The organism is Arthrobacter livingstonensis (assembly GCF_003219815.1).
GTDB classification, from domain to species: Bacteria; Actinomycetota; Actinomycetes; order Actinomycetales; family Micrococcaceae; genus Specibacter; species Specibacter livingstonensis.
Genome location: NZ_QJVD01000005.1, coordinates 181784 through 196000, shown reverse-complemented (window position 1 = coordinate 196000; position 14217 = coordinate 181784). Strand labels below are relative to the sequence as shown.

Sequence of the window (14217 nt, the reverse complement as noted above, 5' to 3'; positions counted from 1 at the left end):
CCTTTGCGTGCCGTTTTATCCCGTTCGCTCTACCGGCAGCCGCCGGCCCATCCGAAGCCATGGGCGCTGCCAAGATCAGGATGTCCGTATGATTCCCACCCTCTTAACCATGCTCCCCGCAGATGACAGCACCTGGATCACCTTCGATATCCCGTCGCTGATGCAGAACTTCTGGTCCGCCACCTTTGACGGGCTGACCTTTGGCTCCATTTACGCCCTGGTGGCCCTCGGCTACACCCTCGTTTACGGCGTGCTGAACCTCATCAACTTTGCCCACTCCGAAGTGTTCATCATGGGTTGCTATGGGGTGTTCTTCACCCTCAGTTACCTAGGCTTCGGCCCCTCCGCACCGAATCTGTCCGTCGGCGCGATCATCGCCAACCTGCTGTTGGCGCTTGTCGTGGCCATATGTGCTTCGGCCCTCACTGCATTCCTGCTGGAGCGGCTGGCCTATAGACCCCTGCGGAAACGCAATGCACCCCGCCTGGTCTTCCTGATCACGGCGATTGGCGCCTCCTTCACCATCCAGTACACGATCTTCGCGGTCCGCGGCCCCAACCCGGAGCCGGCGCTGACCATGTTCAAGTCGAATCCCATCTTTGAGGTCTTCGGCACCTTCATCTACGACCAGCAGTTGATCATCGTCATCGCGGCCGTGATCATGATGGTCATCACCGAACGCTTCATCAGCAAGTCCCGCACCGGGCGCGGCATCCGCGCCGTGGCCCAGGACCCTGACACCGCCACCCTCATGGGTGTGAATAAAGAGAAAATCATCATCACCACCTTCGTGATCGGCGGCATCCTTGCCGGCGCCGCCGCCCTGTTCTACGTCATGAAGATCCCCTCCGGCGTCCAGTACAACGGAGGCTTCATCCTGGGCATCAAGGCCTTTGCCGCAGCAGTCCTGGGCGGCATCGGCAACGTCCGCGGGGCTCTGCTCGGCGGGCTGCTGCTCGGTCTTATTGGCAACTACGGGCAAATCCTGCTGGGGAATTCCCAGTGGACTGACGTCGTCGCGTTTTTGGTGCTGGTGCTGGTGCTGCTGGTGCGGCCCGAGGGCATCCTGGGCACGTCGCTGGGAAGGAGCAAGGCATGAGCATGGTAGACGGACCCACCCCCCTCCACACGGCCAAGGCGGACCAGGCGGCGGAGGACCGCGGGGCCGTTGGCACCCCGCCCGGCTCCAGTGCCGCCGCACGCCGCTCTGGCTGGTTTGGTGGCCTGGGCGAGAAATGGCAGGCCCTGCCCCGGCAGAAACAATGGCTATTCCTGATTCTTGTGGTGATCCTGGCGTACCTGCTGCCCATCATCAACCCGCCTTTGATCTCCACCGAACCCGGCAACGACTTCCCCTTGGCCTGCCAGACCATGGCGGTCTGGGCACTCGTGGCCGTGGGCCTGAACATAGTGATCGGCTATGCCGGCCTGCTGGACCTGGGCTATATCGCCTTCTTTGCCGTCGGCTCCTATGTGACGGCGATGCTGACCAGCCCCGACTCCACCTTCCTGAAGATCCCCTACCTGTGGACCATTCCGGTGGCCATGGCGGTGACCATGTTCTTTGGCGTGCTGCTCGGCGTGCCGACATTGCGTCTGCGCGGCGACTACCTGGCCATCGTGACACTGGGCTTCGGCGAAATTGTCCGCATTCTCGCCACCATCATCCCCGCGCTAAAAGGCCAGGTGGGCTTCCAAAACATCGGCCACCCACCGGGGACCGATGCCAGCGGCATACCGATTTTCTCCAACTCCAACGGCACGCCCTGGTATTGGCTCACCCTGACAATATTGATAATCGTGCTGCTGCTGGCCGGCAACCTGGAACGCAGCCGGGTGGGCCGCAACTGGATCGCCATCCGCGAAGACGAGGACGCCGCCGAGACCATGGGCGTCCCCACTTTCAAATACAAGGTGTGGGCGTTCGCAATCGGCGCCGGTGTCGGCGGCCTGTCCGGGGCACTTATGTCCGGGCAGGTCGGCTTTGTCAGCAACGCCAAGTTCGACGTCGTCACCTCCATCCTGTTCGTCGCAGCAGTCGTGTTGGGCGGGGCGGGCAACAAGGTGGGTGCCATTCTGGGTGGCGCCCTAGTGGCCTACATTCCGTTGCGCTTCACTTCGATCGCCGAGTACAAGTACCTCATTTTTGGGCTGGTGCTTGTGGTGGTAATGATCTACCGCTCGCACGGCCTTCTGGCGGCGCGGCAACAGCTGCTGGCCTATGGGCAGAAGGCTTATGCCGCCGTGAAGGCATCCTCGGATGCCAAGGCCGCCAAGGCCAAGACTGGACCAGGGAAGGAGGCCGCATCATGACCGAATCGACTGAAGAAACAGGGCGCCATGCCGGCATCCCCGGTGTGGACGCGGACGTGGCCGAGGCTGCGGCAGCGGAACGAGATATTGCCGTCAAGGTCGGCGACGACCTGATTGAGGTCAAGAACCTCACCGTGAAGTTTGGCGGCCTGCTGGCACTGGACAATGTCAGCTTCACCATCAAACGCGGGGAGATTCTCGGTTTGATCGGGCCCAACGGTGCCGGCAAGACCACCTGTTTCAACGCCATGACCGGTGTGTACAAGCCCACCAGCGGCCAGGTGCTGCTCGAAGGCCGGGTGCTTAACGGCCTCAAGCAGCACAAGATCACCCGGGCGGGCTTGGCCCGCACCTTCCAGAACATCCGCCTCTTTGGCGAGATGACCGCACTGGAAAACGTGGTGGTGGGCCTGGACGCCCGCCACAAGACATCCGTCGTCGGGGCGCTCCTGCGCCTGCCGCGGCACGTCAGGGAGGAGAAGTCATCGATCGAACGGGGCATGGCCCTGCTGGAATTCGTGGGCATCGCCGACCAGGCCGCCACGCTGTCCCGGCACCTGCCCTACGGCAGCCAGCGCCGCCTGGAGATTGCCAGGGCGCTGGCGACCGATCCCAAGGTGCTGTGCCTGGATGAGCCTGCCGCCGGCTTCAACCCGGCGGAAAAGGAAGAGCTCATGCAGCTCATCCGGACCGTACGGGACGACGGCTACACCGTGCTGCTGATTGAGCACGACATGAAACTGGTCATGGGAGTGACCGATAGAATTGTGGTGCTGGAGTTCGGCAAAAAAATTGCCGACGACGTGCCATCAGTGATCAGGGAAGACCCCAAGGTCGTTTCCGCTTACCTGGGGGAGCCCGAAGATGACTTTGCTTGAGCTGAAAAACATCTCCGTGCATTACGGGCGAATCCAGGCAATCAAGGACATGTCCTTCACGGTGGAGGAAGGGGAGATCGTTTCCCTCATTGGTGCCAACGGTGCCGGCAAGACCACCACCATGAAGACCATCTCCGGCCTGTTGAACGCCTCGGCCGGCTCCATCTCGTTCATGGGGGAGGACATCACGAAGATGAAAGCCCATATCCGGGTGGTGCAGGGGATATCCCAGGCACCGGAGGGACGCGGGATTTTCCCGGCCATGACGGTCCTGGAAAACTTGGACATGGGCACTTTTGGCCGCAAGGACCGTAGCGGCGTCAGCGACGATCTCGAACGTGTGTTTACATTGTTTCCGCGGCTGAAGGAACGTGAAAAGCAGTTCGGGGGAACCATGAGCGGTGGCGAGCAGCAGATGTTGTCAATTGGCCGGGCACTGATGTCCCGGCCCAAGCTGCTGCTGCTGGACGAGCCGTCCATGGGGCTTGCCCCGCAGTTCATCCGGCAGATCTTCAAGATCGTCACCGAGATCAATGGCCAGGGCACCACGGTGCTGCTCGTGGAGCAGAATGCCAACCAGGCCCTGGCCCGGGCGCACCGGGCGTTCGTGCTGGAAACCGGGGAAATCACGCACAGCGGCACCGGCAAGGAGCTGTTGGCCAACCCGGCCATCAAGGAGGCGTACTTGGGCGTCGGCTAAGCTGCCCCCAAGCACGACGGCGGGTGGTCACCTTTCCAAGGAAGGGTGACCACCCGCCGTCGTCCCTCAATCGACGCGGTATCACCGTTGGCGCCTTAACGACCGACGCGGTATCACCGTTGCCGCCTTAACGACCGACGCGGTATCACCGCTGGCGACATTTCTGCGGACCCTGTATCACTTGGTGATACCGCGTCCGGAGAAAGCGAGCCAACGGTGATACCGCGTCGGGGAAAAACGAGCCAAAGGTGATACTGCGTTGGTGGGGAGGTGTGTGAGTCAGAGGTCCGTGCGGGAGTCGTTGGGGTAGGTGACGCCGAGCTGGCGGCGGGCCTCGTCGAACAGCTCCATGATGGCGAGGCTGTCATCGAGCGGCATGGTGGCGCTTTCGGTCAGCCCTGCCTGGATGCAGCGGGTCACCTCGCGCAGCTGGTAGGTGTAGCCGCGGCCCGGGTGTTCGAAGGTTTCCGTGCGTTCGCCGTCCGCATCCGTTGAGATGCGCAGGGCCTTCGGGTTGTTCACCGAGCCCACCGTTTCCAGGAAGCCCGTGGTCCCGGCAACTGAGGCCGCCCGCGGCCCCTGTGCCCCGAGGTAGCTGATCAGCTGGGCCTGTGCACCGTTGTCATAGCCGAGCGTCAGCGCGTTCTGCGCGTCCACACCCAGGGCCGTCAGCTCGCCAGTGGCGGTCAACGAGGCCGGCTTCCCCAGGGTGGCCCATGCCCAGAGGAGCGGGTACACGGTGATGTCCAGCAGCGCACCGCCGCCGTCGACCGGCGCCCAGATGCGGGCGGAGTCGTCCTGCGGGGCGGCGAAACCAAGGTCCGCGCGGACCCACTTCACCTCGCCGATCTCGCCCGAGGCGATGATCTCCAGGGCACGCTGGAAGCCGGGCACAAACCTGGCCCACACGGCCTCCATGAGGAACAGCTTCCTGGCCCGGGCCAGATCGATCAGCGATCGGGCTTCTGCGGCCGTAATGGTCAATGCCTTCTCGCACAGCACATGCTTGCCGGCCTCCAGGGCGGCCCTGGCGATGTCGTAGTGCTGGGCGTGCGGGGTGGCGATGTAGACCACGTCCACGTCCGGGTCATGCACCAGCTGGACGTAACCCGGGGCACCCAGGCCGTCCTGTCCGCCGTCGTAATAATAGGATGCGAAACCAAATTTATGCGCAAAGCCGGCCGCACTGGAATCGCTGCGGGAACTGACGGCCTGCAGCACCGCGTCCTCCAGCAGTGCCAGATCCGCGGTGACGGTCTTGGCGATGCCGCCGGTGGCGACCACGCCCCAGCGCAGGGGAGCGCCCGTGGCGGCCAGGGTCTCGGGGTTGATGGTGGAATACCAGTCGGGTCGGCCGACAAAACGGGGAATGGTCATGGCGTCATTCTGCCAGCAACTGCGTGATGGCACGGGGAAGTGACGAAGTGGGACATGGCGAAGGCCCCTTCCGGCGCCGTGATGTACGACGCCGGAAGGGGCCTTTGGCAGTGATGCTGCCCTGGGCGCGGACTACTTGGTCAGCGGGCCAAGGACCTTGTCATTGGCGTACTGCTCGGCCGCGTTGGCCTTGGTGACGATCTTGGGAACCAGCAGGAACGCCGGAACAACCTTGGTGCCGTTGTTGTAGGAGGTGGGGTCGTTGATCTCCGGCTTGGTGCCCTTCTGCAGGCCCTTGACCATGTCGATGGCGTGGTTGACCAGTGCCGTGGTGTCCTTGTTGATCGTGGAGTACTGCTCCCCGGCCATGATGGACTTCACGGATTCAACCTCGGAATCCTGGCCGGTGACGGTGGGAACGGGCTTGCCCGCGGCCTTCACGGAGGTGATGATGGCACGTGCCAGGGTGTCGTTCGGGGACAGCACGCCATCCAGTGCAGCGGTACCGTAGCTACCGACCAGGAGGGAGTCCATGCGCTTCTGCGCGTTTTCTGCCTTCCAGCCCTGCGTCACGGCCTGCTCAAACGACTTCTGGCCGGAGACGATCTTGAGCGTGCCGTCGTCGATCTTGGGCTGGAGAACCTTCATGGCGCCGTCAAAGAAGACCTTGGCGTTGGCGTCATCCGGGGAGCCGGCAAAAAGCTCGATGTTGTACGGGCCGCTCGGCTTCTTCGCCTTCATGCCATCCAGCAGGGCCTGGCCCTGCAGCTCGCCGACCTTGAAGTTGTCATAGGCCACGTAGTAGTCCACGTTGGGCGTGTTCAGCAGCAGGCGGTCGTAGGCGATGATGGTTGCCCCGGCATCCTTGGCCTGCTTGAGCTGCGTGCCGAGCTGGCCGCCGTCGATGGCTCCGACGATGATGACCTTGGCACCTTTGGTGATCATGGCGCTGATTTGGTTCTGCTGTTCGGCAACACCGTTGTTGGCAAACTGGACGTCGCCCTTGAAGCCGGCCTGGGTGAGACCGTCATTGAACAGCTTTTCGGCAAGCACCCAGTTTTCACTGGTTTTCTGGGGAAGGGCCACACCGATCGTGGAGTCTGCGGCGAAGCCGGCGGGCGCGCCGCTGGAGGAAGCTGCGGGAGTTTCCGCGCGGCCGCACCCTGTGATCGCCAGGGCGGAGACCGCCAGGACTACCGCCATGGATTTGGCGGCTTTGTTGAGCTTGAACATTGTTGTCCGCTTTCTGTTGGGTTTCGTGAAGTGCTGCTCTGAAGGGAAGTTTCTAGGATTCGATCCTGACGGCGTCCTTGAGTGGCTCGGCCACTGCCAGATCCGGATTGTCCCGGCCGCCGAGTTTTTTCATCATCAGGCCGATGAAGGACGCCTTGCCTTGGCTCTTGTTGTAGACGTCAAAGACCACCGCGGCAAGCAGGACCAGGCCCTTGATGATCTGGGACATGTCCGAGCCGACGCCCATCAGGTAGAGCCCGTTGTTCAGCACCGCCATGACCAGGCCGCCGATCATGGAGCCCACCACGGTACCGACACCGCCGGTGACTGCTGCGCCGCCAATGAAGACGGCGGCGATGGCGTCCAATTCCCAACCGACACCGTCGGACGGGCCGGAGGCGTTGGAGCGGGCCACGAAGATCATGCCGGCGAGCCCTGCCAGCACGGCCATGTTGAGGATGACGAGGAAGTCGGTGCGCTTGCTCTTGACGCCGGAGAGGGCGGCAGCGTGCCTGTTGCCGCCGACGGCGTACACATGGCGTCCAAGAGTGGTGCGGGCTGAGATGAAGCCGTAGGCCAGGACCAGGACGCCGAGGATGATGCCGGGGATCGGGAAGGACGTGCCGGGGCGGCCGGTGGCGAAAAGGTAGGTGGCGTAGAGGACCACGCCGCACAGGACGACGAGCTTGACGATGGTCACCCAGAGCGGCTTGACGTCTGCGCCCAGGGCCACGGCCTTGCGGTGGCTGCGCAGCTCGCCCCAGATGAGGGCGGCCACGACGATGAAACCGAGCAGGAGCGTCAAATTGTTATAGCCGGTGTCGGGGCCGATTTCGGGCAGGTAGCCGGCCCCGATGTACTGGAAGTCGGTGGAGACGGGGACCGTGAGTGACTTGCCGAAGTACTGGTTGGCGCCACGGAAGAGCAGCATGCCGGCTAGGGTGACGATGAACGCCGGGATGCCGACGTACGCAACAAAAAAGCCTTGCCAAGCTCCGATGAGCGCGCCCAGGACCAGGCCGACGACGATGCCCATGTACCAGGGCAGGCCCCAGTCACGCATGGTGAGGGCCACGACGATGCCGACGAACGCGGCGACGGAGCCAACGGAAAGGTCAATGTGGCCGGCGATGATGACCAGCACCATGCCGATGGCGAGGATGAGGATGTAGGAGTAGCCGTTGATCAGGTTAATGACGTTGTCGGGAGTGAGGATCACCCCGCCGGTCTTCCACTGAAAGAAGAGGACCAAGGCGACGAGTGCGAAGATCATCCCGAATTGGCGGGTGTTGCCGCCGAAGAGTTGTTTGATGGCGTTCATGGTGGGGTCCTGTTTTCTTCCCTGTGTTTAGGCAGATTTCCTGGCAGCGGTCATGCGCTTCATCAACGATTCCTGGCTGGCCTGGTCCTTATTGAGGACACCGGTGATGGCGCCCTCGAAGATGGTGTAGATGCGGTCTGAGATGCCAAGAAGTTCCGGCAGCTCGGAGGAGATGACGATGACGCCCTTGCCCTGGTCGGCCAAGGCCTGGATGATTCCGTAGATCTCGTACTTGGCGCCGACATCGATTCCGCGGGTGGGTTCGTCAAGGATGAGCAGGTCAGGGTCGGTGAACATCCACTTGGCCAGGACCACCTTTTGCTGGTTTCCACCGGAGAGCTTGGAAACGCCCTCGTCCACGCTGGGGGCCTTGGTACGCAGCTGCTTGCGGTACTGCTCGGCGACGGCATATTCCTTGTCCACGTCAACCACGGTGCGGGTCGAGATGGCATTGAGGTTGGCGGAAACGGTGGTCGTCTTGATGTCGTCGAGCAGGTTCAGCCCGAGGGTTTTCCGGTCTTCCGTGACGTAGCCGAGGCCGTGCTTGATGGCGTCGGGAACGTTGCGGAGCGTGATCTCCTTGCCGTCCTTGATGATCTGCCCGGACTTGAAGTTGCCGTAGGAGCGGCCGAAGATGGACCGTGCCAGCTCGGTGCGCCCGGCACCCATGAGGCCGGCGAACCCGACAATCTCGCCGCGGCGGACATTGAAGCTGGAATGCTTGCAGACCAGGCGGTCCGCGATCTGCGGGTGTCCCACGGTCCAGTTCTTGACCTCGAAGAACACTTCACCGATCTTGGGCGTGTGGTCGGGGAACCGGGCTTCCAGGGTCCTGCCCACCATGGCCTTGATGATCCGGTCCTCATCGACGCCGTCGGCCTTGACATCAAGGGTCTCAATCGTCTTGCCGTCCCGGATGATGGTGATGGAATCGGAGACCTGCTCGATCTCGTTGAGCTTGTGGGAGATCATGATGGCGCTGATGCCCTTGCCCTTCAGCCCCCGGATCAGGTCCAGGAGGTGCTGGGAATCGGATTCGTTCAGGGCCGCGGTGGGCTCGTCGAGGATGAGCAGCTTGACCGACTTGTTCAGGGCCTTGGCGATCTCCACCAGTTGCTGCTTGCCGACGCCAATTTCCTTCACCGGGGTGTTGGGGTCCTCGCTCAAACCGACCCTGGCCATCAGCTCTACCGACCGCTGCCGTGCCTCGTCCCAGTTGATCACGCCGAACCTGGTGGGTTCGTTGCCCAGGAAGATGTTCTCGGTGATGGACAATTCCGGGATCAGTGCCAGTTCCTGGTGGATGATCACGATCCCGGCATTTTCGCTGGCGCGGATGTCCTTGAACTCGCAAACTTCATTTTGGAAGACGATCTCTCCCTCATAGCTGCCGAAGGGGTATACGCCGGAAAGAACCTTCATGAGCGTGGACTTGCCGGCGCCATTCTCGCCACAAATGGAGTGGATCTCGCTGGCCCGGACGGTGATGGAGACATCCGAGAGCGCCTTGACGCCGGGGAATTCCTTGGTGATGGATCGCATCTGGAGAATGATGGGGTTTGCGGACGGCATGTGCGTATCGCTTTCCAAGACAGACGTCTTTGTCGTTGCGTCGCAGTTGCGGAGACGGGCCAGTTCGACGTGGCCACTGCCGTCGCCGGGCCTGGGACGCGGTGGAGCAAAAAATTGGTACTTAGGAGATTCAACTCGGTTGAACGGTTGGCGTCAAGCCTTTAACGCAACGGGATGGTAACGGTTTAAGTAGTTTGCTTGGCCGGATCACTTTGGAAGACCAGGGACACGGCTCCCAACGCTTCCGATCGGGGACCGAGCGACGACGTGGCCAGGGTGGTGTTTTCTCCGACAACCGGCACTGCGTGGCGGAGAAGCCCGCGCCGGATGGGTGAGAGTAAAAGCTCGCCCAACGTTGCCAGCGGCCCGCCGATGACAATGACGTCAGGGCTCATGAGGTTGGAAATGGTGGCCAGTGCACGGCCGACGGCGGTGCCGGCATCCTCGAGCACACGCAGGGTGGTGGAGTCGCCCGCCTTGGCGTGGCGGACGATGTCCTCAGCATCCATTGGATGCGACTTGTCCCGGCTGAGGAGCTGGATCATGGTTGCCGTCGAGGCGACTGTTTCGAGGCAGCCGCGGTTGCCGCAGCGGCAGATCAATCCGGATTCGTTGATGGTAAGGTGGCCGATTTCTCCCGTGACGCCGATGCTGCCTGAATAGAGCGAGCCATTGACAATCAGGCCCGCACCGATGCCCGTGCCGATCTTGACGAACACCAGGTTGGGGACGGCGGAGTAGGCCCCCCACGTGATTTGGGCCAAGGCTCCGAGGTTTGCGTCATTTTCAATGAACACGGGCAGCTCCAGGGCGGACTTGAGCCGTTCATGGAGATTGATGCCCACCCATTCGGGCAGGATGGCACCCTGGATGACCTTCCCCGTTCGCCGGTCGATGGGACCGGGGATTCCGGCCCCCGCACCTACCAGCGAGGAGCGGGAAATTCCCCCTTCAACGAGCAGTTCGTCCAGCAGCTTGGCGGCCGCGGCAATGCCGACTGTGGCGTCGTGCCCCAGCGGAAGGGGGATCTGGCGTTCGGCAACCACCTGGTACGACCTGTTGGCCAGGACCACGCGGACGTGGCTTCGGCCAAAATCGATTCCGGCCGCGATGGAGCTGTCACCGATGTAGCGGACCGAGTGGGCGCGCCGCCCGGAACTTGTCGTGGCGGTCAGCGTGACCAGTCCGGCCTGCTGCATGCTCTTGACAATGTTGGAGACCGTCGCGGTGGACAGGCCCGTCAGCCGGGACAACTCGGCCTGTGTTGCAGGTCCGCCGCGGAGAAGTTGCTCGGTCACCCTTAGCTCGTTGCGCCTGCGCAGGGCCGATTGCGATCCGGGCTTGGTGGAACTGCCGGCACTGCGGCGCGGGCTGCTTTCGTCGTCGAACATAACTAGAAGAGTGCCCCATCAAGACCTTGAGGTCAAGAATTTAACGAACAAATATTGATTTGCGTTAAGTCGGTGTATCCAGCATTCGGTCAGCCTAGGCGTGGATGGCATTGTGCTTGCGGGCCAGCTCCACGTAGTGCGACGCATTTTCCTTCACGTGCACCAGTTCCTCCGCCGTCAGTTCGCGGCGGACCTTGGCCGGGACGCCGGCCACCAGCGAACCGGGCGGAATCACGGCGCCTTCCAGCACCACCGCGCCGCCGGCCACCAGCGATCCGGCGCCAACCACCGCGCCGTTCATGACGGTGGCGCTCATGCCGATCAGGCAGTTGTCCTCGATGGTGCAGCCGTGCACCACTGCGCTGTGCCCCACGCTGACGCCGTCGCCGATGGTGGTGGGGAAGCCGAAGTCGGCATGCAGCACCACGTTGTCCTGCAGATTGGTCCCGTTGCCAACGGTGATGGTGGCGGTGTCGCCGCGGACCACCACGCCGTAAAACGCGCTGGAGTTGGCACCCAGCGAGGCGTCGCCAATAATCGTGGCGGACGGCGCCACGAAGGCGGTTTCGTGGACGGACGGCGTGTGGCCGTCAAAGGTGAGAAGCTGCTTCATGGGGGCTCCAATTCGTTGCAGTGTGGCGCGAACAGCACCGGTACAGCCGATGCTACCGAACCTGGCGACCAACGTGCGGCCCGGGCAACGGGTAATTCATCCCAATTTTGACGCTCCGTGGTGGTTTCCGCCCCGTTAGCCCCGAGCTCCCGGCACTACTGTGGAATAAACGCCACTTGATTGAGGAGCCGCAAGAATGCTGCTGGCACTGTTGCAGGCCAACGCCGCCCCGTTGGATGTCGCCGCCAACTTGGACACCATCCGCCACGCCGCCAGGGACGCTGCGGCCGCGGGTGCGGACGTGCTCCTGACACCGGAACTGTTCCCGCTTGGCTACGACCCCCTGCGCATCCACGCCGAGTTTGACCCCGCGCTCCTGCCGGAAATCCGGACCGAACTGGCCGAGACGGCCCGCAGCCACGGGATCGGGCTGGTCTACAGCCTTCCCATGCACGACGGCGGCACCGGGCTGAACATCTCGGCCACCCTTCTCGACGGGGCCGGGGCTGAACTGCTCAGCTATGGGAAGGTGCACCTCTTTGGTGTGCACGAGCGGACGGCATTTACCGGAGCAACCCGGCCGCCCGGTGTCGTGCACTTCAAGGGGCTGAACGTTTCCCTGGTGATTTGCTACGACGTTGAATTCCCCGAAACGGTGCGCGCGGCGGCGGTGCGGGGGGCCGACGTCGTGCTGGTGCCCACGGCCCTGGCGCACGGCTTTGCCGAGGTCCCGCAGGTGATAGTGCGGGCACGGGCGCTGGAAAACCACGTGGCCATCGGCTACGCGAACCATTGCGGCACTGAATCCGGGGTGGATTTTGGCGGGGGCAGCGTCATCGCCGGGCCAGGCGGGACACTCCTGGCCACAGCGGGCCCCGGCGCCGAACTGCTCTACGCGCAGTTGGACGCGGACGCCATCCGGGGCAGCCGACGGGACGTGCCGTACCTGGCCGAGCGGCGCCCCGAGCTGTACCGCGATTGGGACCGCCAAGCCTAGATCTGTGTTGCACATCTTGGCCCGAAACCCTGAATGAAAGCGCTTCCCGGTCGATTATCTGCAACATAGATGCGGGTCAGAGATACTGCAGTGCGATCAAGAGGTCGGCGCGGGTTTGGGCGTCGTTGGGGTCGCGGGAGAGCAGATCGAACACCGTGCCGATATGCCGCCGGACGCTGTTGCGGTGCAGCGTGAGCGCCTTGGCTGTGGCATCCCAGCTGCCGTTGTGGGCCAGCCAGGCGCGCAGCACGTCCACCAAAACCTCGCGGCGTTCGGGCTCGAGCTCCAGCAGCGGCCCCAGCACCTGCCCGGCCAGCATGGTCCCGGCCTCACGCCCCAGCAGCCCTGTGACGGACCACGTCACCGAATCCACGCGGAGCGTCTGGGCCGTGGAGCGCGCCCGGACACGCAGCGACCCCGCCCGCTGGTAGGCGGCGGGGAGGTCGTTGGGCTCAACGGGATCCCCGATCACCAGCCGCCAGCCCAGCCGCTCCACCTCGGTCACCGCGGAATCGTCCACCTTCAGCCGGGTCACCGCGGCGAAACCGTACTCGGTGATCTCCACGAGCTTGGTGTCGAAAATCCGCCGCCACTGCAGCAGCTCGCGCACGGGGCTGTCGGTGCTGCGCCACTGCGGCGCGTCCACGTTGACGCCCTGCACCACGCGCATGGGCGCGGAGCGGGTCGAGGACAGGCTCTGCGCCATGAGGTCCTTGGCCGCCGATACCTGCCGCGACGTCCCGCCGGCGAGTGTCTCCGGATGCAGCAGGAGGGCCGTGGCCAGCTGGCTCGGGGCCAGGGATCCGCTGGTGCGCTGCCGGGAGAGCAGTTCCAGGAGCCCGACGGCGGCCGAGACAATGTTGTTGTGCGCCGGCGCCAGCCGCTCCGCCGAGCCAATCACCAGCGCGCCCAGGTTGACGTCCCGGTTGCTGCGCAGCGGGTGGCCCACCACAAATTCGGACCCCGGCGCGGGATGGCTGTCCACCTCCACGCGCGGCCCGGACCCCTGGAACAGCCGCTCCAGCAGTGGCCCCAGCAGGACGACGTCGGCCGGGTTGGCCCCGGCGCGGGCCCGCACCTTTCCGTCGGCCCCCACCAGCACGGCCCAGCACGGCACCCGCTGCACCAGCGTGCCCAGAACCTCCTGGTCCGGCCGCGGGGACAGCACCGAACGCATGAGCAGCCGATTAGTTTCCGCCAGGCTGCGGAACACCTTGGCGGAGTCGGATTCGAGCAATTGCGCAAACTGCAGGCCGATCGCCGCGAACGGGACCGACGGCGGCACCTCCACCAGCGTGATCCCGTGGCGCCGGCAGGACGCGGCCAGGGCCGGGGGCACCTCGTCGTGGTAGGGGGTCAGGCCAAAGCCAAGGGCACACACGCGTGCGCCGGCCAGCCGCCCAACGTACGCCTCAATCGCATCTGCCGATCCGCCGTCGGCCATCAGGGGGAGCCCGGCGGTGAGGACAAACTCCCCGTCCATCAGATAGGGGGTGGGATCCTCGAGCTCGCTGGGTTCCACCCAGCGCAGGCGCGCGTCAAGGTCGCCCTCGTGCAGGATGAGCAACTCGGAGGGGAGCTCGGCCAGGAACTGCCCCAGGGTGACGGAGCGGAAGCGGGATTCCACCTCCTCGTCGGAGAGCGGCAGGGCCCGCACGCGGCCCTCGGCGCCGTCAGCCGCCATGGGTGGCTCGCAGCGACGTGTGCGGCGCGGCTCCGTGAAGAGTTCTGCGGCCATGGGCGGTAGCCTTAACCGTGGCCGGTGGCTGCCCTGGCCCGGCGGGGTTTCGGGCGGTGGACAGCTTGGCCCGAATCACAGCCG

At 64.0% G+C, this 14217-nt stretch carries 12 protein-coding genes; 5 read left to right on the top strand and 7 right to left on the bottom strand.

The window, feature by feature from the left end; all coding sequences use genetic code 11:
• Window positions 1-88: 88 nt before the first annotated feature.
• The 4 genes from CVV68_RS06725 to CVV68_RS06710 are packed head-to-tail and all read left to right on the top strand — an operon-like array spanning window position 89 to window position 3891.
• Window positions 89-1099, top strand: a complete 1011-nt coding sequence (locus CVV68_RS06725) for a branched-chain amino acid ABC transporter permease (RefSeq protein ID WP_110500231.1) — start codon at window positions 89-91, stop codon at window positions 1097-1099.
• On the top strand, window positions 1096-2313 hold the full coding sequence (locus CVV68_RS06720) for a branched-chain amino acid ABC transporter permease (protein ID WP_110500230.1): 1218 nt from the start codon (window positions 1096-1098) through the stop codon (window positions 2311-2313). Before CVV68_RS06725 ends, CVV68_RS06720 begins: the two co-directional genes overlap by 4 nt.
• Window positions 2310-3191: an ABC transporter ATP-binding protein gene (locus tag CVV68_RS06715; RefSeq protein ID WP_110500229.1), complete on the top strand. Its 882-nt coding sequence runs from the start codon at window positions 2310-2312 to the stop codon at window positions 3189-3191. The genes CVV68_RS06720 and CVV68_RS06715 overlap by 4 nt, the downstream gene beginning before the upstream one ends.
• Window positions 3178-3891, top strand: a complete 714-nt coding sequence (locus tag CVV68_RS06710; RefSeq protein WP_110500228.1) for an ABC transporter ATP-binding protein — start codon at window positions 3178-3180, stop codon at window positions 3889-3891. The genes CVV68_RS06715 and CVV68_RS06710 overlap by 14 nt, the downstream gene beginning before the upstream one ends.
• Window positions 3892-4170: 279 nt before the next feature.
• Here the strand turns inward: CVV68_RS06710 and CVV68_RS06705 are convergent, their stop codons facing one another.
• The 6 genes from CVV68_RS06705 to CVV68_RS06680 all read right to left on the bottom strand — a co-directional run bounded on the left by CVV68_RS06705 (window position 4171) and on the right by CVV68_RS06680 (window position 11398).
• Window positions 4171-5268, bottom strand: coding sequence for a Gfo/Idh/MocA family protein (locus CVV68_RS06705; RefSeq protein ID WP_110500227.1), 1098 nt, complete (start codon window positions 5266-5268; stop codon window positions 4171-4173).
• A gap of 132 nt (window positions 5269-5400) precedes the next feature.
• Entirely contained in the window at window positions 5401-6501 is a 1101-nt protein-coding gene (locus CVV68_RS06700; protein ID WP_110500226.1) for a substrate-binding domain-containing protein, read from the bottom strand.
• Between the two features lie 52 nt (window positions 6502-6553).
• Window positions 6554-7822: a multiple monosaccharide ABC transporter permease gene (mmsB, locus tag CVV68_RS06695; protein WP_110500225.1), complete on the bottom strand. Its 1269-nt coding sequence runs from the start codon at window positions 7820-7822 to the stop codon at window positions 6554-6556.
• 27 nt (window positions 7823-7849) lie between these two features.
• Window positions 7850-9394 (bottom strand): multiple monosaccharide ABC transporter ATP-binding protein, encoded by a 1545-nt coding sequence (gene mmsA / locus CVV68_RS06690; protein ID WP_110500224.1) that lies wholly within the window; start codon window positions 9392-9394, stop codon window positions 7850-7852.
• A 185-nt stretch (window positions 9395-9579) separates the two neighbouring features.
• Complete coding sequence (locus tag CVV68_RS06685; RefSeq protein WP_110500223.1) at window positions 9580-10785, bottom strand: ROK family transcriptional regulator; 1206 nt, start codon at window positions 10783-10785, stop codon at window positions 9580-9582.
• A 94-nt stretch (window positions 10786-10879) separates the two neighbouring features.
• The gene (locus tag CVV68_RS06680; protein ID WP_110500222.1) at window positions 10880-11398 is read right to left on the bottom strand and encodes a gamma carbonic anhydrase family protein; all 519 of its coding nucleotides are present in this window, start codon (window positions 11396-11398) and stop codon (window positions 10880-10882) included.
• Between the two features lie 196 nt (window positions 11399-11594).
• On the opposite strand from CVV68_RS06680, the gene CVV68_RS06675 reads away from it, so the two are divergent.
• Window positions 11595-12395 (top strand): nitrilase-related carbon-nitrogen hydrolase, encoded by an 801-nt coding sequence (locus tag CVV68_RS06675; RefSeq protein ID WP_110500221.1) that lies wholly within the window; start codon window positions 11595-11597, stop codon window positions 12393-12395.
• Window positions 12396-12471: 76 nt separating this feature from the next.
• On the opposite strand, the gene CVV68_RS06670 is transcribed toward CVV68_RS06675, so the two are convergent.
• Entirely contained in the window at window positions 12472-14079 is a 1608-nt protein-coding gene (locus CVV68_RS06670) for a PucR family transcriptional regulator (protein WP_110500220.1), read from the bottom strand.
• Between the last annotated feature and the right edge of the window lie 138 nt (window positions 14080-14217).

Bases quoted from the DNA above. Each gene is read 5' to 3' on its own strand.
- CVV68_RS06725 (WP_110500231.1), top strand. From the start codon at position 89: ATGATTCCCACCCTCTTAACCATGCTCCCCGCAGATGACAGCACCTGG.
- CVV68_RS06720 (WP_110500230.1), top strand. From the start codon at position 1,096: ATGAGCATGGTAGACGGACCCACCCCCCTCCACACGGCCAAGGCGGAC.
- CVV68_RS06715 (WP_110500229.1), top strand. From the start codon at position 2,310: ATGACCGAATCGACTGAAGAAACAGGGCGCCATGCCGGCATCCCCGGT.
- CVV68_RS06710 (WP_110500228.1), top strand. From the start codon at position 3,178: ATGACTTTGCTTGAGCTGAAAAACATCTCCGTGCATTACGGGCGAATC.
- CVV68_RS06705 (WP_110500227.1), bottom strand. From the start codon at position 5,268: ATGACCATTCCCCGTTTTGTCGGCCGACCCGACTGGTATTCCACCATC.
- CVV68_RS06700 (WP_110500226.1), bottom strand. From the start codon at position 6,501: ATGTTCAAGCTCAACAAAGCCGCCAAATCCATGGCGGTAGTCCTGGCG.
- mmsB (WP_110500225.1), bottom strand. From the start codon at position 7,822: ATGAACGCCATCAAACAACTCTTCGGCGGCAACACCCGCCAATTCGGG.
- mmsA (WP_110500224.1), bottom strand. From the start codon at position 9,394: ATGCCGTCCGCAAACCCCATCATTCTCCAGATGCGATCCATCACCAAG.
- CVV68_RS06685 (WP_110500223.1), bottom strand. From the start codon at position 10,785: ATGTTCGACGACGAAAGCAGCCCGCGCCGCAGTGCCGGCAGTTCCACC.
- CVV68_RS06680 (WP_110500222.1), bottom strand. From the start codon at position 11,398: ATGAAGCAGCTTCTCACCTTTGACGGCCACACGCCGTCCGTCCACGAA.
- CVV68_RS06675 (WP_110500221.1), top strand. From the start codon at position 11,595: ATGCTGCTGGCACTGTTGCAGGCCAACGCCGCCCCGTTGGATGTCGCC.
- CVV68_RS06670 (WP_110500220.1), bottom strand. From the start codon at position 14,079: ATGGCGGCTGACGGCGCCGAGGGCCGCGTGCGGGCCCTGCCGCTCTCC.